General features: G+C 51.6%; 22 protein-coding genes. 8 read left to right on the top strand and 14 right to left on the bottom strand.

What is annotated here, in order from left to right:
- Position 1 precedes the first annotated feature (1 nt).
- Positions 2 to 895: a dihydrodipicolinate synthase family protein gene (locus L1X57_RS11030; protein WP_009721623.1), complete on the bottom strand. Its 894-nt coding sequence runs from the start codon at positions 893 to 895 to the stop codon at positions 2 to 4.
- 173 nt (positions 896 to 1,068) lie between these two features.
- On the opposite strand from L1X57_RS11030, the gene L1X57_RS11025 reads away from it, so the two are divergent.
- Positions 1,069 to 1,899 carry a helix-turn-helix transcriptional regulator gene (locus L1X57_RS11025; RefSeq protein WP_009721621.1) on the top strand — a complete coding sequence of 277 codons (831 nt, stop codon included), beginning with the start codon at positions 1,069 to 1,071 and terminating at the stop codon, positions 1,897 to 1,899.
- Positions 1,900 to 1,941: 42 nt separating this feature from the next.
- Positions 1,942 to 2,574, top strand: coding sequence for a LysE family translocator (locus L1X57_RS11020; protein ID WP_009721620.1), 633 nt, complete (start codon positions 1,942 to 1,944; stop codon positions 2,572 to 2,574).
- 61 nt (positions 2,575 to 2,635) lie between these two features.
- On the opposite strand, the gene L1X57_RS11015 is transcribed toward L1X57_RS11020, so the two are convergent.
- The 6 genes from L1X57_RS11015 to trpB form a co-directional block, all read right to left on the bottom strand.
- On the bottom strand, positions 2,636 to 2,872 hold the full coding sequence (locus L1X57_RS11015; RefSeq protein ID WP_009721619.1) for a helix-hairpin-helix domain-containing protein: 237 nt from the start codon (positions 2,870 to 2,872) through the stop codon (positions 2,636 to 2,638).
- Between the two features lie 51 nt (positions 2,873 to 2,923).
- Complete coding sequence (locus L1X57_RS11010; RefSeq protein WP_009721618.1) at positions 2,924 to 3,283, bottom strand: VOC family protein; 360 nt, start codon at positions 3,281 to 3,283, stop codon at positions 2,924 to 2,926.
- Between the two features lie 23 nt (positions 3,284 to 3,306).
- Positions 3,307 to 3,771, bottom strand: a complete 465-nt coding sequence (locus L1X57_RS11005) for a YpsA SLOG family protein (RefSeq protein WP_009721617.1) — start codon at positions 3,769 to 3,771, stop codon at positions 3,307 to 3,309.
- 79 nt (positions 3,772 to 3,850) lie between these two features.
- Complete coding sequence (locus L1X57_RS11000) at positions 3,851 to 4,171, bottom strand: hypothetical protein (protein ID WP_009721616.1); 321 nt, start codon at positions 4,169 to 4,171, stop codon at positions 3,851 to 3,853.
- 386 nt (positions 4,172 to 4,557) lie between these two features.
- Complete coding sequence (gene trpA / locus L1X57_RS10995; protein ID WP_009721615.1) at positions 4,558 to 5,397, bottom strand: tryptophan synthase subunit alpha; 840 nt, start codon at positions 5,395 to 5,397, stop codon at positions 4,558 to 4,560.
- Between the two features lie 20 nt (positions 5,398 to 5,417).
- Positions 5,418 to 6,635: a tryptophan synthase subunit beta gene (gene trpB / locus L1X57_RS10990; protein ID WP_009721614.1), complete on the bottom strand. Its 1,218-nt coding sequence runs from the start codon at positions 6,633 to 6,635 to the stop codon at positions 5,418 to 5,420.
- Positions 6,636 to 6,788: 153 nt separating this feature from the next.
- Between trpB and L1X57_RS10985 the strand changes: the two genes are divergently transcribed.
- Positions 6,789 to 7,682, top strand: a complete 894-nt coding sequence (locus tag L1X57_RS10985; RefSeq protein WP_009721613.1) for a LysR family transcriptional regulator — start codon at positions 6,789 to 6,791, stop codon at positions 7,680 to 7,682.
- 153 nt (positions 7,683 to 7,835) lie between these two features.
- On the opposite strand, the gene L1X57_RS10980 is transcribed toward L1X57_RS10985, so the two are convergent.
- Both L1X57_RS10980 and L1X57_RS10975 read right to left on the bottom strand, forming a co-directional pair.
- Entirely contained in the window at positions 7,836 to 8,438 is a 603-nt protein-coding gene (locus L1X57_RS10980; protein WP_009721612.1) for a glutathione S-transferase N-terminal domain-containing protein, read from the bottom strand.
- Positions 8,439 to 8,440: 2 nt separating this feature from the next.
- Positions 8,441 to 9,673 (bottom strand): YbfB/YjiJ family MFS transporter, encoded by a 1,233-nt coding sequence (locus L1X57_RS10975; RefSeq protein ID WP_009721611.1) that lies wholly within the window; start codon positions 9,671 to 9,673, stop codon positions 8,441 to 8,443.
- Between the two features lie 147 nt (positions 9,674 to 9,820).
- Between L1X57_RS10975 and L1X57_RS10970 the strand changes: the two genes are divergently transcribed.
- The gene (locus L1X57_RS10970; protein ID WP_009721610.1) at positions 9,821 to 10,690 is read left to right on the top strand and encodes a LysR family transcriptional regulator; all 870 of its coding nucleotides are present in this window, start codon (positions 9,821 to 9,823) and stop codon (positions 10,688 to 10,690) included.
- 19 nt (positions 10,691 to 10,709) lie between these two features.
- Here the strand turns inward: L1X57_RS10970 and L1X57_RS10965 are convergent, their stop codons facing one another.
- The 5 genes from L1X57_RS10965 to L1X57_RS10945 form a co-directional block, all read right to left on the bottom strand.
- On the bottom strand, positions 10,710 to 11,309 hold the full coding sequence (locus L1X57_RS10965) for a class I SAM-dependent methyltransferase (protein ID WP_009721609.1): 600 nt from the start codon (positions 11,307 to 11,309) through the stop codon (positions 10,710 to 10,712).
- 22 nt (positions 11,310 to 11,331) lie between these two features.
- A complete protein-coding gene (locus tag L1X57_RS10960; RefSeq protein WP_009721608.1) occupies positions 11,332 to 11,961 on the bottom strand; it encodes an SDR family oxidoreductase in 630 nt (209 codons plus the stop codon).
- Positions 11,962 to 12,030: 69 nt separating this feature from the next.
- Positions 12,031 to 13,065, bottom strand: a complete 1,035-nt coding sequence (locus L1X57_RS10955) for a DUF2235 domain-containing protein (RefSeq protein ID WP_009721607.1) — start codon at positions 13,063 to 13,065, stop codon at positions 12,031 to 12,033.
- A gap of 83 nt (positions 13,066 to 13,148) precedes the next feature.
- Positions 13,149 to 13,538, bottom strand: coding sequence for a VOC family protein (locus L1X57_RS10950; RefSeq protein ID WP_009721606.1), 390 nt, complete (start codon positions 13,536 to 13,538; stop codon positions 13,149 to 13,151).
- Positions 13,507 to 13,671, bottom strand: a complete 165-nt coding sequence (locus L1X57_RS10945) for a PQQ-dependent sugar dehydrogenase (protein WP_260648576.1) — start codon at positions 13,669 to 13,671, stop codon at positions 13,507 to 13,509. The genes L1X57_RS10950 and L1X57_RS10945 overlap by 32 nt, the downstream gene beginning before the upstream one ends.
- Before the next feature lie 198 nt (positions 13,672 to 13,869).
- Here L1X57_RS10945 and L1X57_RS10940 point away from each other — a divergent pair, with 198 nt between their 5' ends.
- The 4 genes from L1X57_RS10940 (at position 13,870) to L1X57_RS10925 (ending at position 19,773) form a co-directional block, all read left to right on the top strand.
- Positions 13,870 to 14,805 carry a glycerophosphodiester phosphodiesterase gene (locus L1X57_RS10940; protein ID WP_009721605.1) on the top strand — a complete coding sequence of 312 codons (936 nt, stop codon included), beginning with the start codon at positions 13,870 to 13,872 and terminating at the stop codon, positions 14,803 to 14,805.
- 352 nt (positions 14,806 to 15,157) lie between these two features.
- Positions 15,158 to 15,682, top strand: a complete 525-nt coding sequence (locus L1X57_RS10935; RefSeq protein ID WP_009721604.1) for a hypothetical protein — start codon at positions 15,158 to 15,160, stop codon at positions 15,680 to 15,682.
- On the top strand, positions 15,651 to 16,886 hold the full coding sequence (locus tag L1X57_RS10930; protein WP_009721603.1) for a hypothetical protein: 1,236 nt from the start codon (positions 15,651 to 15,653) through the stop codon (positions 16,884 to 16,886). The genes L1X57_RS10935 and L1X57_RS10930 overlap by 32 nt, the downstream gene beginning before the upstream one ends.
- A gap of 25 nt (positions 16,887 to 16,911) precedes the next feature.
- Positions 16,912 to 19,773 carry a bifunctional diguanylate cyclase/phosphodiesterase gene (locus L1X57_RS10925; RefSeq protein ID WP_009721602.1) on the top strand — a complete coding sequence of 954 codons (2,862 nt, stop codon included), beginning with the start codon at positions 16,912 to 16,914 and terminating at the stop codon, positions 19,771 to 19,773.
- Positions 19,774 to 19,780: the final 7 nt, after the last annotated feature.

Raw genomic sequence — 19,780 nt, 5'->3', positions numbered from 1 at the left:
TTTAGCTTAGCTCGAGCGCGTCAATCGCCGCTGCCACCCTTTTCCGGGCATCGCCTTGCAGTGTCTGAAGCGGCTGGGGCAAGCAAGGCTGGCTTACTTTTCCAGTGAGTTCTGCAATAGTAGCGGCTACTCGCAGGCTGCCGCCGAAGTCCCGATAGAGTGCCCATAACGGTTCAAGCGCAGCGGAAAGCGCATGGGCATGTTGTTCGTCTCCCGCTTGGGCGGCACGGGTTAGCGCCAGCGCAGCTTCGGGGTATAACCCACCAATCACCGAGTACCAAGCATCGCAGCCAGCAAGTAGCCCTGTGGCAGCGGCTGGGTCGCCACTAATGCCAATTGTCACGTCGCTGGAAATCAATCCACGCAGCCGTGCCACACGTTCTTGTGCAGCGGCCATATCATTTTGCACTGGGGGAATTTTAATCGAACGAACCTGGGGCAGTTGGGCGATGCGTCCATGCAGTTCATCGCTAAATTCAAAGTGCGTAGTACCAGGGTTGTCATAGACACATAGCGGCACGCTCAGCGAACGACAAACCGTCTCGAAAAGACTAAACACCTCATCCTCGGTCAGCTTTTGATAAGACACTGGCGCCAACAGCACGCCGCACGCGCCTGCTTGCTGGGCGCTTTCTGCATTGGCCAGCACATCGCGGGTGCGTAGCGCGCCTATGCCCACTACCACTGGTACGTCAGCGGCATGCTCAACGCATAGTTTGGCCACTCGGGCGCGTTCTTCACCACTTAAATAAGCATAGCTGCCCGTCGACCCCAGCACGCCGATAGAATCCACCCGCGCCTCCACCAAGCGTTCCACTAAACGAGTAAACTCATGCTCATGAATGCCCTGCTCGTTCATGGGAGTTAGCGGAAATGCGCTCAGGCCGGTGAACATGGTGAATGATCCTTTTAAGAGGGTAGATAAGAAGCTTTTAACATACGTGATGCTGCTTGCTGAGGCTAGAGAGTCTCTCAAGGTTAATCAGAGGTTTCTTAGCAATTATGTACAAGCATTTGATATCCAGGAGCACATAAGCTAGGTGGTGTGACTCATCAGGAGGGTTTGGCATGGCGAATGCAAGCCGGTTTCAATTCATCAAAAGTCAGCATGTGCCAACACTAACGGTGCTTCAGGCAGCGATTAAAGACTTCAGCTATGACCGTCACGCCCATGAGGAATTTGCTTTCGGCGTAACGCTGTCTGGGCGTCAGGATTTTTTTAGCGGCGGGCAGTTCCACAAAAGCCCGCCGGGCAATGTGATTCTGTTCAATCCTGAGGAGGTTCACGATGGCCAACCGGGTGGTAAGCACGCACTGGACTACCTGATGGTTTATGCTCACCCGGACCAGGTCAAGCCGCTGTTCGCTGATGCGCTTGGACGTGAACATGCCACGGATTTTCGTTCCAACCAAACGCTGATTCAGGATGCTCAACTGCGTCACGCCATTTTGGAACTGGCGCGCTTGGTCACCTCCCAAACAGGTAGCTGCATTGATCAGGAAAATGCGCTTTATCGGGTTATCGAGAGAACCGTTCAACTCGGCGGCATTTCACAGCCTAGCCCCGTCACAAATCGTCCTGACACCCTGCTACGTCTGGCTAAGGAGTATATCCATGCTCACCTGGAAAGCGATATGTCGCTTGATGATATTTGCCAGGCAGCGCATTTATCCAAGTACCATTTCTTGCGCTTGTTTCGCCAGCATTACGGTATTACACCCCATCAGTACGTGATTAACTGTCGAATCAATGCGGCCCGTACTGCACTAGACGTCGGCGCCCCACTTAACGAGGTGGCATTACGCTTTGGCTTTGCCGATCTTAGCCATTTTAATCGGCGTTTTAAGCGCATTTATGGCATGACTCCCCACCAGTACCAACGCGATATCGCGCGTTAATCCCCAGTTTAAGAACTGCCATTAAACAAACGAGGCTTCACCATGCTAGGAATCGTCGCCTATGCCCTGGGCGCTATGTATACGCCTGGGCCTGTAAATCTGCTGGGCTTAAACGTTGGCATCAATGGCCAAGCCAAAAAATCGCTAGGTTTTTGTCTGGGAGTAGGCACCGCGATGTTTACTTACTTATTACTATTGGGCTGGGTAGGAGCCGCTTGGATCGACGATGAGGCACTGATCGTCGTGAGCGCCTTAGGGTGTAGCTATATTGTTTATCTCGCAATAAAAATTGCCCGCTCAAGCGCTGATTTAAGTAGCGACTTAAACACCCATTTAAACAACCATGACCACACCCCACATCTGCTGCGTTTTCGCGATGGGCTGGTGATGCAGCTACTTAACCCAAAAGCCATTATTGCCACCCTTCCCCTCGCCACACTGCAGTTTCCTGCGGCGGGTATTGAGGGGCTTAGCTTGGTAGTTTGGGCATTCGGGCTGGCAATATTAGCCGCTGGCGCACCCGGCAGTTATGTCTTGATGGGCAGTTTGGTTGGCCATCGTATTCAAAGCGTAGGGATCGTTAAGGGCTTTAACTGGGTAATGGCGGGGCTGCTGGTCGCCGTGGCGTTATCGATTGGCTATGAGCATGTTTGGCTGCCGCTTGATGCTAGCTAGCCTGCTGACACGGTAGGCTAGCCATTCTAACGATTTGATTGCTCGCTACATTTGCGATATGTCACACACCTTCTTGCGCCCTGGCAATAGCAGCAGAAATAGCTGACGTTGCCTGAGGGCTGTTTTTCCAGCAGGTTGTGTGCAGCATGGCGGCCACCATTTCTGCTATCTCATCAACTTGACGGGCGGCCAGCTGCGTAAATGAGTCGATACCAATCTCTTCAAAACGCTTAATGACAGTGGGACCAACGCCTTTCACACTTAAAAGTGCATCTCTTTCTGCATCAGTAAAGGCCACTTATGTCATCCTCTTGAATCTGTTCTTAAAAGGGGAAGCGATAGTAGCACCTTATATGAGCACCTCTGACCAAACCGCAAACTCATTGCCACTGGGTTCTAAGAAGTGAAAACGAAAGCCGCCTGGGAATTCAAAAATAGGCTGAATGACCTCACCACTGCTTTTTTCTACCTTAGCAAGCGTTGCGTTAATATCTGCGCTGTAAAACACTAACAATGCGCCGCCATTAGCAGTTCGGTTGCAGGTATCTGCATGATAAAAACCGCCATCTAACCCCTGGTTAGAAAACGCTGTGTATTCAGGGCCGTAATCGACAAACTCCCAGCCAAACACCGCCGTGAAAAACGTTTTTGTCGCGACTAGATCTTTCGCTGCAAACTCGACGTAATTAAGTTTTTCATGCGGGTGCATTGGCTTGTTCCTTTAAACTTAGTCTAGCGTGACTGTTTAATAACCAGCTCAACCGCTTGCTTAACGTACGCGTACATTACTGGGCAAGTGCTGGCTCTGGGGCCTGCCACGTTTAAGACGCTAATGTTGCGATCATGCACAAAGTCGGCAAGCAGCATCGCCGCGTGCAGTGGGTCTATCAGCTCAATATCGATTAGCTTGTAGGGTTTTGATTGCTGAATACAGAAAAGTGCAGTGGCTTCTGTTCCCCCTTGAAGATAAGACGCATAGAAAATGGCGGTGCCATCGGCATCCTGTACATTTTTATGGTTGCGCTGACGGTAATCGCCGCTCACTTCTTCGAGGGTATAGATGCTACTCATCGGCCCATCTTCGGCCATTCTGCCTACTGGGCAAACACCACCAATAGGGAAATCCAGTGCTAGTGCGGCATCCAATGCCGCTCGGTCAGCGCCTGTTTGGCCGCCACTCATGATTTTGGAAAGCATAAATTAGCCACGTGTCTCTGATTGAGCGGCAAACGTGTTGCCACGCGGTGTTAGTAAGTGAAAACGAACGCTGTAAAGGCTACTGCCCAAAACCGATTCCCAAGCTCAGTGCTTGAAGTCCATCAAACTCAACGCTTACGTCATCAGAAAACACCGGGTGCCCTTGTACCACCATGTTCACTGCTGCCTGAGAACCGCGGTAAGTAACGGTTACTGTCAGTTCTGCAGAGGTGTTAATCGGCGCGAATAGACCATACTCAACGTTATCAACACTCACCGAAGATAGGCCGCGATCATCTAACTGCTGCTGCACTTCTTGTTTTACGGCGACTCCGTAATAGATATAGATGCCCACATAGCCAATTGCCAGTAATACGATCAGTGAAAAGAGCTTTCCCATTATTTTCCCTCGAAGTGACAAAATCCTTATGGTTGCCGCCTTTGGCAGGCAACCGTGAGCGGTGATAATGCCTGCGGTAGTAAGTAGCTACAAGCACTGAAAAATGAACATTATTTACAAACAAGCGAGAAGGATTCTAATGGTGAGGTGTCGGGAGTAAGTGGCATGTTGTTCACTGCGAACACTTCGCTACCGTCATCTGAAACTACGGGAACGACCTTCACGAGGCACCAGAGGATTTTTGCTGTGTTCATTCCTCACCGTTGGACATGAACTAAAATGGTCGCCTCCTAGGCTGGTAGCAAGACGCGAAAAAGAGCAGGCGCTGCTGGCCTGCTCTCTTAACGTATCGTTCTTTTTACTCTGCCTGTATCAATCTGCTTGTATCAACAAACTTGTGGCTCACTCGCCTCCCTGCACCCCCTAACTCTTTCAGCCAACTCACTGACTAAGCTATGCACTCGCTCAACGGCTTCGTCAGGCGTGTTGGCATGTTCAATACAGTCAACAAGTGCGGAGCCGACCACCACCGCATCGCTAAAGCGGCCAATGGTGGCGGCTTGCTCGGCGGTGCGAATCCCAAAACCAACGGCAATAGGTAGCTCGGTATGCTCGCGCAGTTGGCCAACCGCGCTTTCCAGCCGCGCTGGTGTGGGTGCACTGCCACCCGTTACGCCCGCGACAGATACGTAGTAGATAAATCCAGAGGCGTTACCCAGCACTTTGGGCAACCGCTTGGCATCGGTAGTCGGGGTGGCCAACCGGATAAAATCAATGCCGTGCTGAGCTGCTGGCTGGCAGAGCTCTTCGTCATGCTCGGGGGGTAAATCCACCACAATCAACCCATCTACCCCAGCGCTGGCAGCATCAGAAAGAAAGCGCTCAACGCCATAGCAGTAGATAGGGTTGTAGTAGCCCATCAGTACGATTGGTGTGGTGCTGTTCTGTTCGCGGAAACGGCGCACCATTTCCAACGTTTTAACTTGGGTTTGGCCGCCTTCCAGGGCACGCAGCGCGGCTTTTTGAATCGCGGGCCCATCGGCCATGGGATCACTGAACGGCATGCCAAGTTCGATGATATCCACTCCTGCTTCTGGTAGCCCATGCAGCAGGCGGCGAGAAGTCTCGGCATCTGGGTCCCCTGCAGTAAGGTAGCTGACCAGGGCTGGGCGATTTTGCTGTTTGAGCGCTGCGAAACATTGCTCAAGGCGAGAAGGATGGTTCATGGAAAGCTCCTTGTGCACGCTCATAGGTTTTTAACGCCGAATTTGTCACCCAGGTGGTGGGCCACGCTCATCATGTCTTTATCACCCCGCCCACTTAGGTTGACCACCATTAGGTGATCGCGGGGCAACGTAGGTGCTCGCTTGGCGACTTCAGCCAGGGCGTGGGCAGTTTCGAGGGCTGGAATAATGCCTTCCTGGCGGCAGCAGATCTGGAAGGCTTCCAGCGCTTCGTCGTCGGTGGCGGAAACGTACTCTACCCGCCCCTGCTCGTGGAGCCATGCGTGTTCTGGGCCGATACCGGGGTAATCTAACCCCGCTGAAATTGAGTGGGCATCAATAATCTGGCCATCCTCGTTTTGCAGCAGGTAGGTGCGGTTGCCGTGAAGCACTCCTGGCGTGCCGCCGTTCAAGCTGGCCGCATGCAGGCCACTTTTAACGCCTTTGCCGCCCGCTTCAACGCCAATCATCTTGACGTCTGGATCGTTGATGAAGGGATAGAACAGCCCCATTGCATTAGACCCCCCGCCGACACAAGCGACCAGTGAATCCGGCAAGCGGCCCTGCTTTTCGAGCATTTGACTGCGGGTTTCATGGCCAATCACGGCTTGAAAATCGCGCACCATGGCAGGGTATGGATGCGGCCCAGCCACGGTACCGATAATGTAGAAAGTGTCATCAACGTTGGTCACCCAGTCGCGCAGCGCTTCGTTCATGGCATCTTTGAGGGTACCTGTGCCTGAAGTGACCGGCACGATTTCCGCACCCAACAGTTTCATGCGAAAAACGTTAGGCTGCTGGCGCTCAATGTCCGTCGCGCCCATGTAAATGACGCAAGGCAGGCCAAAGCGTGCCGCCACCGTGGCGGTGGCCACCCCGTGCATGCCCGCGCCGGTTTCAGCAATGATGCGTTTTTTACCCATCTGCTTGGCCAGCAGTACCTGGCCGATGCAGTTGTTAATTTTGTGCGCGCCAGTGTGGTTTAGCTCTTCGCGCTTGAGATAAATACTCGCGCCGCCGAAGTGTTCGGTCAGCCTTTCAGCGAAGTAGAGCGGGCTTGGCCGCCCCACGTAATCTCCTTGGAAGTAGGCGAGCTGGCGCTGAAATTCGGGGTCATTTTTAGCAGCAGCGTATTCGTCTTGGAGCTCTAAAATGAGCGGCATTAGTGTTTCAGCGACAAAGCGGCCGCCGAAGCTGCCAAATAGTCCGTTGGCATCGGGCAGGTTCACGAATTGATTCATCACGACCTCTGAGTGCGGTATAGAATTTTGGAATGCACTGAAGGTAGCGCAGGCAGGCGGGGATAAAAATCGATAAGATGGCTGCAACATGTGAGATATGGTCAACTGTTAACACAGCACAAACCATGCAGGAAAAGCTATGCAGGAAAAACTATGCAACACAGCATGCCACCATTAAGCGCCCTGCGTGCCTTTGAAGCGACTGCTCGGCTAGGCAGCGTGACCGCTGCAGCAAATGAGCTCAACGTTACCCATGGTGCGGTTAGCCGCCAGTTAAAAAGTCTGGATGAACATTTTGGTGTGGCGCTATTTGCCAAAGTGGGGCGTGGGTTGGTGCTTACTCACCACGGTGAGCAGTTGCAAAGCGGCGTGGGCGAGGCGTTCTCACGACTGCGTGATAGTTGCGCAGCGCTCAAGCATGAAGTGGAAGAGACACCCTTTACCCTGGCCTGCCCTGGCAGCCTGCTAGCGCGTTGGCTGATTCCTCGGCTTGATCGTCTTCACCGTGAGCTACCCGAACTAAAACTGCAGGTGGTGGTGAGTGACACTGAACAGCTCGGTAAGCCTAGTGATGCCAGCGCTACCCTGGCGTTTACTGAACCGCCCTGGCCTGCCGATATGGCGGTTATACCGCTGATGCCCGAACAGATTTGTGCAGTGGTGAGCCCAGCGCTGGCAGCGCAAATCGATTCCGCCAAACCAGCATCGCTGTTTGCTAACAAGCTGTTAGTGACCGCTTCGCGGCCTCAGGCCTGGCCACAGTGGGCCAATGCTAAAGGGTTGGAGCAACGTGCATTGGAGGACGCCCTTCAGCAGGGCCAAGGCTTTGCCCATCTTTACTATTTGATTGAAGCAGCCGTGGCCGGTTTGGGTGTCGCCATCGCACCTAAACTATTAGTAGAGGATGATTTGAGCAGCGGGCGATTAGTCGCCCCGTGGGGAAGTATCGAAACGCCCGCGCAGCTCTGCCTGTTGCTACCTAAACACGCCAACGTTCGCCGCAGCGAGCCACTGGCAGAGTGGTTTAAGCAGGTGCTTAAAGGGTGAGAACGGCGCCTTGCTGGGAGGCTGCGCCTCCATTCGCGGGTGCCTCATTTGCTCGTCCCTCACAGGATTCGTTACGCCGCGCTACAGAACCCAAGCTATTGAATTTTAATATGTCGTAGCGCGGCGTAAGCGTCAGCGCACCCACGGGGGCGGCTACATAAATGCTGTCTGTTGAAAACTATCCCTAGCAATTACTGCGGCATGCCATGCTTTGAGCTGTGGGTACGCTTCCTGCCAGTGCACTTCTGGCAGCCTGAAGGCCAAGTAATCTAGCGCAACAGCGCAGGCAATTTCACCAAGAGTAATCGACGGCGCCAGCTGACTTTCGTGGAGCTCACTGTTCAGTTGTTCCACTATTCGTTGCATGGCTCGCTGGCGCCTTCGCCCAAGCTCACTGTAATCAATCTCAGCACCATAATGTTTTCTGGCGATAACGGTTGTAAACGCAACATCCATAAGATTCTGACCGAGCCCGGCCAGGTGCAATACATCCGCTAATCGGGATTGGGGAATCATAGGCAAGCTAGAACTGACGCTATCAAGATAAACAGCAATCAACATCGACTCACTAAGTGTCGCACCTTCGTCAGTCACGAGCGCTGGGATTCGCCCGGCGGGATTAACCGCTAGCAGCGCTTGGTCGTCGGTCCAGGGATCGCACCAGCGCAATGTAACGTCGTCTGCCAGGCCTTTCTCCAGCAAGAAAATCCGCGCTAAGCGCGCATAGGGTGAGGTCGCGTTCAGGAAGAGTTGCATTATTACCTCCGTTTCTTAGTAGTGAGAGAAACAGTAGTGAGAGGAACAGTAGAGAGAGGAATATGACGCTGCTCCACGCCACGGCTAAGCAGTACCAGCACAAAGCCGCCTACCAACATCAAGCCGCTAATCGCAAATAGCGGTGAGTACGTGCCCCACGCCACATATAGCCCAGACATTGCGTAGCCAGAAAGCGCCTGAGCGGCAGCAAAGGCGGCGGTTGCTTGCCCCCAGAGCTTTTTGTGGGCGATGGGACCGACTAATTCAGCAAGTCGCCCAGAGGTCAGCGCCACAATGCCAGGGATCATCGCGCCCACTACAAACGAGGAAACTGACTGGCTAGCAAGTGCGAGAGAAAATACGGGTAGGGATACAGCGGCAGCCTTGGCTAAAAAGGCGATGGTTAGGCCATGGTGCCAGCCTACTTGTCGCGCCAATGCTCCTACTATTAGCGGCCCGCACACGGCACCCAAGCCGAAAATGCCCCACTGTAGAGAAGCCGCTTGATTGCCTAGCGCATTTTCCCTGGCGAGATAATCCACCCAAAACACGGTATGAGGAACAAACCCGATGGCGTCTAGGGCATACGCACCAATTACCAGTAGCACGGCGACCTTTACCCCTGAATACCCTTTCTGACTCTCCGCCCCTTCGTTACCTGTCACCGGGGGTGAAGCCAGTCGCGTGACACCACGGACACCTACCAACCCCGCCAAGATGCAGAGCAGACCAAGCGCCCCCCAAGTCGCTGTTAGGCTTAATTCCAAAAGCATAGGCACTACCGATGCTGAAAGCAGTGCACCAAGACCAATGCCAGTAAAAACCAGGGCACCGACACCGGCTCGCCTTTCAGGGGGTGTTGCCGACAGAGCCATCGATGGGCCAACCACCATGAGAATAGCGCCAGCAATACCTGAGACTAATCGCCAAAAGAAGAACCAACTGAAACTGCCAGCCCCAGCACAGAGAAAAAAGCTCAGAGCAATCGCCACGAAACTTGCCGCCAACACTGCGCGAACTGGAAAGCGCTCACTCAGCGCGTGAGCAGAAAGCGCACCGATAAAGTAGCCCAAAAGATTGGCGGCCCCCAGGTAAGCCCCTTGGCTGGCGGTAAACCATCCCTCTTGAATCAGCGCCGGTAATAGCGGTGTGTAGGCAAAGCGGGCGATGCCTATTCCTGCCAAGGTTGCCATCACGCCGGTAACCAGGGCAGGCAAATCTTTACTGTTGATCATGTCGTGTCCTTACTGAATCGCTGTGCGGCAAGATTGGCGACGGGCATATTTACTAGTAGCCTACGCACACCAGCAATTCTTTAAAAACGTTTTATAATGATAGTAGCTATCTTATTTTGAGATAGAAGACGCTTAAAGGAGATGGGAATGCAGTTGAAATCGTTGCGGTTGTTTATGGCCGTGGCTGAAACCGGCAGTTTTATGGCCGCTGCGAAGCAACTGCATACGGTGCAATCTAACGTGACCACGCATATCAAAAAGCTTGAGGAAGAGTTAGGCGCGCAGCTGGTTCATCGCGCTGGTGGCGTGCGTCTTACCTCTGCCGGGCTGGCATTACTGGATTACGCGGAACGGTTGTTGGCGGTTCATGATGAAGCGTTAGCACTATTTAAAAGCCCAGAGAACGCTGCTGGGCAACTGCGCTTAGGGTCGATGGAAACCACCATGGCACTGCGCCTTCCCCCGATACTGGCGGCCTATCATGCCAACTTTCCAGACGTTGATATGACCCTGGCGACCGGTCCCACCGCCAGCTTGATCGAGAAACTCATGACCGGCCAAGCGGATGGCGTGTTTGTGGCAGGCGCTATCGATCATCATCGCTATCATTCGCTCAAGGTCTTCAGCGAACAGCTTGTACTGGTAAGCTCAACCCCTTTGACGAGCGTGCCCAGCGCTGAAGAACTACTGACAGCAACGTTTCTGGCGTTTCGCCAGGGTTGTAGTTATCGCCAACGTATCGAATTGCTGCTGGCATCTCAGGGAATTAATGCCGTGCGTGTTTTTGAATTTGGCACGCTAGATGCCATGCTTGGCTGCGTCGCGGCAGGGATGGGCTACACCGTGCTGCCACGTATTACTATTGAAGCCCACCGGCACCGCTTCGGCATTCACACGATGGAACTGCCCTCCGCCATTGCCAATATTGACACTTACTTTGTTACACCAGAACCCGCCACTTGGTCTCCCGCCTTAGCGCGTTTCGTCGATACGTTACGCCAGGAAGCCAAGCTATAACTCTGCCCCACTCTTCATCTCATGTCTTTTGAGCAATCAAGTATGCGTGCAGTTCAGGATGTTGGTCATACTCTAGATGCTTACATACCGCGCCAAGCTTTATCAGCAGGGATAAAAACCCGTTAGTACCGAGCGATGAGTAGTAAACCGCTGGCCCCATGAAGCTGTCGGTGTGATCAGCGGGTTCATCGGTGCCACCGAAGGAGAAGATAAATACGCCACCTTCGTTCAGGCTATTAATAATTTTGGCTATCACAGCTTCCTGCTGAGCGAGAGGAATATGCCAGATGCTATCCCACGCAGTAATGACATCGTAGTTGCCCGGCAGTTGCCACTGACAAATATCCTGGTGGTGAAAAGTCACGCTTGGATGCTTCTGTTTAGCCAGCCGCAACATTTCAGCAGAGATATCAACACCTTCTGGTGTAAAGCCTTCCTGCTGTAGCAGATCAATAAAGCGCCCCGTGCAACCACAGCCAATATCCAGCGCCCTGCCTCGATTCTTCACAAACGATAGCGCTCTTTTGTGCGCGTCTATACCGTTCGTGAGGTTAAATTTTTCGCTCTGCCAGAGATGGGTAATCTGATTGTATGCACGGCCAATATCGGCGGGAGTCATCGGAGCCCTTTTTAAGACGAGATTACTGAACGATCTCCTCAATCGATCGTTTGCCATCCAGCAATGTGTATTCCTGGTTAATTATGCTCGACGTTTGCACCACATGCAGCAGCGCGTGCGCAACGTTAGCCCGGGAGATTTGGTTATCACCCGCCTCATCCATTGAGCTAGCAAACTGGCGGCTGGCTATTTCGTCGGTCAGGCGTCCTGGTTTAAGGATCACATGAGGGATATCGCTTCTGCGTAAGTGCGCATCGGCAGCGAATTTAGCCGCCATGTAGGGGCGCAACTTTTCCGGTGCTTCCAGCGGGTTTTCTGCTCTCATGGCACTAACCATGATATAGCGAGAGAGACCTTTTTGACTGGCCACATCGGCTGCGCGAATGGCGCCAAAAAGATCAATCATCAACGTTTTATCTGGCCCGGTATGCGGGCCAGACCCCGCAGTAAAGACGGCTTGGTCGCAACCTTCAAAGGCATGTTCAAATTCACCTTCTAAATCGGCTACAACGCTTTCAATGCCACGCTCGTTAAACCACGCTGCCTGCCCTTCGCTGCGAATCATTGCTTTGACAGGTGTGCCCGCCTGCTGCGCCAGCTCGCAAAACTGTTTACCAATCTGTCCGTTTGCACCAATGACTAGCGTCGTCATACTTTCTCCTTTTGAATGGCTCTCAATACTCTGAATGCAGGCGCTTTTGTTTAATTCAACCCTTGTAGCTTAGGCACCTACCTCAAGCCCTTGCCAACCATACTTCTCTACCAATGCTTTCAACTGCGGCGGTCGGTAACGGCTGTCGCGCTCGTAACGAGCTTTTACGCTGGGGTGAATCAAGGTGGGCTTATTTTGAACCACTAGCGGTCGATCTAAGGGTTGCTTGAAGCGATAAACATGCTTACGCGAGCGGTGGACCTGACCATTAGCTCCATCGGTTAGCTCATTGTGAATATGCGGCTCAGTCATCAGTCCCGCCGCTTTCGCTTCATCCAGCATCCAGGCAAGTGGGGTATCAGAGGCTTGAATGCCGTTTTGATCAGGCTTGTATGAACCGCCAACATCTGCATGAACCCCAGCAAACCATACTTGCTTTAGATCAACACTCGGCCGCGGTGTCCAAAGGGTAGGAATGAAGTCCTCGCGCTTTTCATCAATGGCAAGTGCATGGCGAGCAATGGCGACGTTGGAGCCCATTTTGGTGTCGTAGAATTCATCATCGCTTTCAAACAGCCCCATGATACTGAATGGTATACCGAGAGCCCCTACCGTATCCCAAACGCCGATAAAGTGAATATTGCTGGCAGGCTGACAATAGGTGGCCCGAAAACGCTTCGACGTCTCACCACTAGGGTGATGCGATGGCGTTGGGCTTTTGTAAATTTTCCAGGCTTCTACAATAAGGCGCGCATCACTGCGCTGGAGAATACCGCAATTGTTAATTAACCCACTAAGCGCCCTCACGGTGTAAGCGCCTCGGCTAAAACCAAACAGGTAGATGTTGTCGCCTGGGGCGTAATTTTGAACGATATAGCGATAGCCATCTAAGATATTCTTGTGAATACCTGACCCCGTAGCACCGGCGGTGATGCTGTTATGATACGAGCCAATCCCCCAGTCATAAAACACATGCTGTTTAATGTTCCCTCTTTTGGGAGCTACTGCGCGTGCCAGTTTTAAAACGTTGCTGGGAAAGTCGTTTTGAAGATCTTCTTCCGGGCGATTCCAGGTGCCGTCGGCACATATCACGATATTGGCCATACTTAATGCCCTCCACCGGCCGCTGTTTCGACTTCAGTAGTTAGCAGCTACCGATCTCGTTCGCTTCAGTGTTGGCTTAAACTCTACCGATGAGGATAGACCACAAACGCCAGCTTGTTGCCGTCGGGGTCTCGCACGTAGGCTGAATAAAACCCTGCGCCATATTGAGGACGATAGCCAGGTGCACCTTCATTGCTGCCCCCGTTGTGCATGGCTAAATGATAGAGCGTATCGACTTCTTTGGGGTCAGCAAATTGAAACGCTGTCATGCTGCCGTTGCCAACGCTAGCGGGATAACCATTAAAGGGGAAACCAACAAAAAACCTTGGCACATTGACATCATCGGGGTCGCCGAAAGAAACACAGGCGTCATCTTGCCAACACACGTCCAGCTCCATTGTGTTGAACAACGGAACATAAAAGTGAAGCGCACGCGCTAGGTTATGCGTTCCCACCATCGTGTAAGCAATCATTATGGTTACCTCTATTATCTATCTCCTTAGGGAACACCCGCAACACTCTGCCCGCTGGGCTATCGGTGAGAAGATAAACTGCCCCATCCAGGCCGACTCGTACATCGCGAATGCGCTTTTCTAACTCGCCTATATAAAGTGCTATTACTGAGTAAGCGATGAAAAAGCATCCACTTAAGAATAGCTGATGTTGTGTCGGGTTAAGCGTTGAATGGCACGCTCACCTGTCAAAGCGTGCCTTCCTTTAATAAGCATAAACAGATCACCTATTTGGCATTTGTGTAGTGAGACCTGTAGGATAATTGAACAACTGTTCAGTTAAGGAGTTTTTATGCAACGACATCCGTTGATTGCTGCCGTTTCACTGGGTCTTTTTGCTGGTGCTGCTACGTCCACTGCACTCGCAGAGGCAACGCCACTAGAGCAGCAGCTAAAGGATCTGGAGTCGTTTCAGGTGATCGCTCATCGCGGCGCCAGCGGACATGCGCCGGAAAGCACCATGGCAGCCTATGAATTGGCTCACGAGTGGGGTGCTGATTACTTGGAACTGGACGTCCAGCTAACCTCCGATGGTAAGTTAGTGGTATTCCATGATGATACTATCGATCGTACAAGTGACGGCGAAGGCAATATTAATGATTACACACTAGAAGAGCTAAAGGCACTGGATAGTGGTACCTGGTTTAACGAAGCCAATGCCGACAAAGCAGATACAGCCTTTGAAGGAGCACAAATACTCACACTGGAAGAGCTATTTGAGCGCTTTGGTCATGATGCTCGTTACTACATTGAAACCAAGTCCCCCCTGTTAAACCCAGGTTTAGAAGAAGCCCTGGTTGAGACACTTGAAAACCATGAAATGATTGAAAATGGCCGAGTGCTGGTGCAATCGTTTGAACAGGGTAGCCTACTCAAAGTACGTGAGCTTAATGAACATGTCCCACTCATTCAGTTAGTGTGGTACTCGCCAAGCGAGGAAGATAGTGACCGCTTAGTGGAGTGGACAGGCGTTACACCAGCGCCAGCAGAGATTACTGATGAAGACTTTCAGGCAATCGCAGAGTACGCGGCGGGTATCGGCACTAACGTAACGTATAAAGGCGAAGACGTTATTGATGCTGGCTTTATCAGCCAGGCGCAGGAAAATGGCCTTCCTGTTCACATTTACACTATCAACGAAACTGATGAGATGCAGCGTTTACGGGGCTGGGGCGTCAACGGTTTATTTACCGATTACGCTGACCGGCTTCTTGAACTTGAGGACTAACCCATCGTTGCTTCATCACTCTTCACGCCCGGCTTTGACCGGGCGTTTTAGTTGATTGGAGTGAATCTGCGTAACACATCAAAAATGCGTGTAAAATTAGCAATAACTTATTTTACACACGAGCCATACTTTCGTCGTGGGCCGTTTCGTTGATTGTGATGTAGGTAAGTTCAACAAAATTGATGTAGGGTTTAAAAATTGTGCTGTTTCCACTTGCCAATGCTGGGCCGAAGCTCAAAAGAGTTCATTCGCCATCACACAGAGTACTTATAAAACAATAGTTTACCTCTAAAGACTGAAGAGGAGTAAGCGTCATCATTTCACACACATATAGCGTGCTAGTACGAATGGCATGGTGCATGGACTTGGCGTTCAGCAAGCGATGGACAAGACTCGCGCTATGCCGTTTCTTTACTTGATACCTATCGCTTTCCAACGAATCACACGTGGCCCCGTGTGGCTGTTGCTGGCTTTTCTTTTTGCCGGACATACCCATGCACAATCCGGTGATCAGGACGCTTCCATACTTCTAGTGGCGCACCCAACGGTCGCCACGCAATGGCTAAACCGTGACACGACACGTGCTATGTTTGCCATGCGTCAACGTACGTGGCCTGACGGCGATGCAGTACAAGTGTTTGTGCTGCCAAACCGAGACCCTGTACATGCTCGCTTCACAAAAGAGCAGCTCGCCGTTTACCCACACCAGCTACAATTGGCATGGGATCGCATGGTGTTTTCTGGCATGGGGCAAGCGCCTAATCGCGTTGCTGATCAGCTCGAAATGCGCGAGAAGGTTGCCAATACTCCCGGCGCGCTGGGATATCTTGAAAGGGAGTATCTGGATGAAAATGTCCAAGTTATTTCAATGGAATGAACATTTGTCCGTTACCCGCAAGCCCACCACATTCGCACTCGCAAGCTTGTTAGCGTTGCCTGTTTGCTCGTCTGCCTGGGCAAACGAAAGCATGCTCGACACGCTGCAAGTGCATGGGTTCCTGAGCCAGGCACTGATCATCACTGACGAAAACGATTTCTTCGGCAGCAGTAGTGATAATGCGGGAAGTCTGGAATATACCGAGATAGGCATTAACGCTTCTGTTCGCCCTCACCGCAATGTGCTGGTGGCCGCTCAGGTGCTTAGCCGTCGCGCTGGCGGTGAAACTAGCGATGCTATCCCAACGCTAGATTACGGCGTGGTGGACTATCAGATGGTCTCCAACCAGCAGCGCACACTTGGCCTTCAGATAGGTAGATTTAAAAACCCCTTTGGTCTTTATAACCAAACCCGTGACGTGGCTTTCACGCGACCCAGCATCTTATTGCCACAGTCGATCTATTTTGATCGAACTCGCTCACTGGGCATAGCGGGCGATGGTGCCAGTATTTACCATGAAGAAAGAACCCAGTCAGGCGTTTTTCGCTTTCAAGCAGGCGTTGGTAAAGCACGCATAGAAGACGATGTGGATCTAGCGCTTGGGCTGGAGCGTTTTCCGGGGTCGTTCCAAGCGGGCTCTTCTGCGATTGGCCAAATACGCTATGAGGACGATGGTGGGCACTTTCTGATGGCCCTCAGCACCGCTAGCGCGAACGCCGACTATGAAGACTCTCAACCTCCATTAAATAATGGCAGCTTCCAGTTTCAGCCTTGGGTATTTTCATTGCAATACAATGACGAGCTGTGGAGCTTAACCTCTGAGTATGCGCTGAGAACGATTGAACTAGATGGCTTTAATCCCGCCATTGACCAGAAAAAAACCGGCGAAAGCTGGTATGTGCAATATACGCGCCGCATGGACAATGACTGGCAGTGGTTAATTCGCTTCGATCGCTTGGTAAACGACCGAAATGACCGTTCAGGCACTGCCTACGAACAGAATGGCTTAGGCCCTGCCCATTCCCAATTTGCTGATGACATTACCTTTGGCGTTCAATGGACGCCCAGGCCCAACCTGATGTTGGCAGGTGAATTTCATCATGTGGATGGTACTGGCTGGCTACCCTTACACAAGGACGCCGAGGCGTCGGAAACAAGTCGGCACTGGAATATGCTGCTCTTCCAGCTTTCACTGCGCTTTTAGCATTACCTGAACGGGATACGCAGAGATGACCACACGTTCGTCCTCTAAAGCGCGCCATCGGCTTAGTTTGACTTGGCGTGTTATCGCGCTGAGTAGCCTATTACTGTTAGTGCTTGTAGCACTCTTTATCTGGTTAGGCCAACACCATCTTACTCAGCAGTTAGAAGGTAGCCGTATAGAAAGCCATGAGCGGCAGCAGCGCGAAATACGCTTAGCGATGCAACGCTCATCAGATAACTTACGCCAGTTAGCGGGGTTAACCGCTGCGGCGCCGGAGCTGGGAAGCGCTCTGCAAGATAATAACCAGGATGAGTTAGCCGATGTATTAAGAGCGCAGTGGCCTTCTCTGCAATTAGAAGCGGGGATTGATGAAATCTTTGTTTTTAATACCCAAGGAGTGAGAGTTGGCTACTCAGGCACCAACGATCCTCTTATTGACCTGCCCATCCAAGGCTGGATAGGCAGTGTATTGACCACAGAATCTCCCATTACGACACTGCGCTGCGCAATGACATGCCAGCAGTTCGCTGCGGTTCCCATTCTGATGGAGGGCGCTAGCATCGGAATGGTTGTGTTGTCGCGCTCACTTGCTGACGTTACGCGACAAGCTAAAGAAGTCTCCAATAGCGAAATTGCACTGATGGTGACAGGCCGCATTGCTGGACAAACCCCTGCCGAGGCCCCCCTGCTGGCCGACTGGAACGGTCATATTTTAGCGCTAACGAACCGCGACCAGACACTCTCTGTCCTCCAGCGCGCATCTAAAGGCGTCCTTCTGAATCAACTAGTTCACATGCCTTTCGGCCTTGAATACATGGACCGTTATTTTGAATTAAGCGCGGTGTATATGGAGGAGGACGCCGACTGGCGGAGCACTGGGTATTTCCTGCTTATTTCAGATATCACCCCTCAGATCGCGGCTATTCGCACAGCGACAAACACACTGCTTGTGGTGGGCGTAGTTGGCTGGTTAGCTGCCGAGCTATTATTGTTGATGATTTTATTAGGCCCAATGGCTCGACTAAGACGGGTCGCTGGGCTATTACCCGCGCTGGCAAACGGTGAGTTTCGGCGTGTGAGGGATAAACTTCCCTTTTCTTGGCGGCATTTTTCCAACGAAATAGATAGCTTGGAAGACTCCACCCGTGAACTTTCTCACCAATTAGAAGCATTGGAACAGAGCGTTCAAGAGCATAGTGGGCAGCTAGCCGAGCGCGTTGATGAGCTGGCCAAAGAGCGAGATTTTGTTAATAGCCTGCTCGATACTGCACAAGTCTTTATTGTTGTTCAAAATAGCACGGGGCGTATCCAACTGATTAATGGCTACACGCTAGAAAGGCTAGGGCTGAAAGACACAGATATCGTTGGACGCCATTTCTCTGACATCTTTGATCAAGATGCTCGCTTGGCATTGCCTGATGGCAACGAGAATGAAACTAAGAGTGATGCCAATGACCGTACTGTGCCTCACCTAAGTGCTCCCAACCAGGAAGAAAAGACATTTCAAACTTCGGATAAACGCTCGTTTACCGTCGTTTGGTATCACGCTTTTTTGGCAAATAGTAACGACCACAATGCTTCTAAAATATCCGTTGGACTAGACATTACCGAGCGTAAAACTGCTGAAGCACGTTTGACATGGCTTGCTGAACACGACCCATTAACGGAGCTCTATAATCGTCGCTATTTTCAAGCTGCTTTGCAGCACACTATCGCTAATCAAGCCGAAGGCGCTGTTTTACTGTTAGACCTAGACCAGTTTAAAGAGATCAACGAACTCAGTGGCCACCATGTAGGTGACCGCCTATTACGAGAAGTCGCTGATACGCTTTTCTTAAACCTTAGCCAGCGAAGCATTATTGCCCGCCTCGGTGGTGATGAGTTTGCCCTACTGCTGGAAGATATTAACAGCGAACAGGCAATTAACGTGGCGGAGTACATTTCTCAGTTGCTGGGCGGCCTTGGCTTTACAGCCGCCGGAAGAAAACATCATGTTTCTGCCAGCATTGGTATCGCGCTGTTCCCCGTTAATGGGCAAACGCCAGCTGACCTATTAGCGAGTGCCGATATGGCCATGTACAAAGCGAAAGAGAGCGGCAATCAACACTGGTACCTTCTCAGGCAGGCAGAAAATGCTAAAGATGAGCTTCAAGAACGCGTCTATTGGGTAGAGCGGCTACACAAAGCGCTAGAAAACGACGAATTTGAACTGTGGGCACAGCCCATTGTGCGGCTCAAGGACCGTGATATTAAGCATTACGAAGTATTGCTACGTATGCGCAATGACGATGGAAGCTTGGTCTCTCCGGCACAATTTATACCTGTTGCTGAGCAAAGCGGTTTAATTGTTCAAGTTGACCGTTGGGTGCTGCACCATAGCTTAGAAGCACTGACATCGCTGCAAAAAGAGGGCTTATCGTTGGCTGTGAACTTATCAGGCCAATCTTTACATGATTTAGGTTTAAAACAATACCTAGCCGACCAATTAAAAATCAGCGGCGCTGATCCCCATCATCTCATTTTAGAAGTAACAGAAACGGCTGCAATAACAGATTTCTCAACAGCCCGCAACGTGCTACAAACCGTAAGAGACTTAGGCTGCCGAACGGCGCTAGATGACTTTGGAATTGGATTTAGCAGTTTTCACTATCTAAGTCAGCTCCCTGTGGACTATATTAAAATCGATGGCTCTTTTATTCGCAGCTTACTTATCGATACAGATAGCCACACGCTTGTCAAAGCAATTGCCGATATCGCAAGAGGCTTCGGGAAGCAAACTATTGCTGAATTTGTCGATCAAGAAGCACTGATACCTGTTCTTCTTTCATATGGCATTCAGTATGGACAGGGCTATCACCTGGGGAAACCTGAAAAAATTCGACTATAGTAAGCAG

Origin of the sequence: Halomonas sp. TD01, from assembly GCF_923868895.1 — a bacterium.
Classification (GTDB): Bacteria; Pseudomonadota; Gammaproteobacteria; order Pseudomonadales; family Halomonadaceae; genus Vreelandella.
The sequence above is the reverse complement of the archived record's forward strand: the minus strand, read 5'-3'. Positions and strand labels throughout refer to the sequence as shown.